This window comes from Vibrio sp. 10N.222.48.A3, from assembly GCF_041475345.1.
In the GTDB taxonomy this organism is placed as follows: Bacteria; Pseudomonadota; Gammaproteobacteria; order Enterobacterales; family Vibrionaceae; genus Vibrio; species Vibrio tasmaniensis_A.
The window spans coordinates 1-1476 of sequence record NZ_JBFRVX010001125.1 but is presented as its reverse complement, the minus strand read 5'-3'; the positions used below and the strand labels follow the sequence as shown (position 1 = coordinate 1476).

The 1476-nt window shown below is 42.1% G+C and carries 2 protein-coding genes; both read left to right on the top strand.

Translation table 11 applies throughout. The annotated features are described in order from the left end of the window. Nucleotides 1–527 (top strand): YaeQ family protein (locus AB4653_RS24295; protein WP_372105516.1); only part of this gene is annotated, 527 nt, incomplete at its 5' end. Then, a complete protein-coding gene (locus tag AB4653_RS24290) occupies nt 520–1101 on the top strand; it encodes a hypothetical protein (RefSeq protein WP_009845545.1) in 582 nt (193 codons plus the stop codon). The genes AB4653_RS24295 and AB4653_RS24290, both read left to right, overlap by 8 nt. Nucleotides 1102–1476: the final 375 nt, after the last annotated feature.

The following is a 1476-nucleotide window of genomic DNA, read 5'->3' as shown; positions in this document are numbered from 1 at the left end:
CCACAATCTATAAGTTTCGTATTTCTTTAACCGATATGAATCGCGACTATTACGACTCTTTTAATCTAACGGTTGCACAACACCCTTCTGAAACAGAACAGCGCATGATGGCTCGTATCATTGCTTTCTGTATCAATGCATCTCCTGAACTTGAATTCACTAAAGGGTTGTCTAGCATTGAAGAACCCGATTTATGGCAGAAGTCGTTAGATGACCAAATCTTAGAGTGGATTGATGTTGGTGAGCCCGATCCAGAACGCGTTAAGAAGGCGACTCGCTTATCTAAGTCTGTGAGCGTGTTCAGCTTCAACACTAAATCGAATGTTTGGTGGGAACAGAACAAAGGTAAATTCGGTTACCTGAAAGCTCAGATCGTTCGTCTAGACAACGATGGTATTGAGCAACTAGCAGCGATGACACAACGTACTATGGACCTTTCAGTGATGCTGTCGGGTAACTCTGCGTTCGTAAACAGCGACACTCAATCTGCAGAAGTAACGTGGGAAGAGCTACAGAGTAATGACTGAGATCCAAACTCAGACTGAACCTCAGCGCCAAACTAAGCTCGAAGCGTGTTTGCAGCTCGCAGGTCTCGATTCAGTCAAAGCGCTGACGACTGGCTATGAAAAAGAGTTAAAGTCATTTATTGATGAAAACCATGCTCTGTTTAGACACGCTTGCGAGAACAAGCCGGACAACTCTGCACGTCAGACGTTGCTTGGCCTGTTAACCAAGGTACATATCGATGCAAGCTATCGCTTTGAAAGCAATAAAGAAGCGAATGAGGCAATGCAAAATGTATTCGATACTACAGTGGGCACTGAGCACAGCGACAAGTTTCAAAATTCTAACGCTCAGCAGTTAAAGTTAATCACTCATTTGTGGTTGTTCATTCAAGGACGACTAGGAATGGATTACAGCCTTGCTAATGATCATGCCGCTGTAGCCGCTACTCTGTTGTCTCGCATATCGAGAAGCAGTGATGATGAGATTCGCATAGAGTTTATGGCCAGTTTTTATGATGGTTTAAACCTCTATCAAGCTGAGAATAAGCCGTCCGGTTTTGTTCACCACTTTAAGCGTTTGTTTAATCTTTCTTAAGCATTCCCACCAGCGACTGACTCTAGATACGCTCTATATTTTTATAGAGCGCACTTATTCTGCTTAGCCGCCAGAGATTCCCTATTACACTCGTTCCTCGCTTTAGAGAATGACGACATTCTCAGTCATTGCAGTTTACTTCATTGCAAGCACAAAAAAGCCCCCACAAGATACCGCGCTTCAGCACTGTTGTTTATCCGATTGCAACCCAAAAACCATACGTTAGAGACGAACAAAGTCTTGTTGTGATAATGATACTTCTCATAACACGACGAATTAAAGCTACGTATATGGCAAGGTTACTTTACAACTATAACTTATCAATTTATTCAAAAAGTGCATATTTTTCAGATAATTATTCTCAAATGGAAATAT

Excerpts from the sequence above, each read along its gene's own strand:
- AB4653_RS24290 (WP_009845545.1), top strand. The coding sequence starts at position 520 with ATGACTGAGATCCAAACTCAGACTGAACCTCAGCGCCAAACTAAGCTC.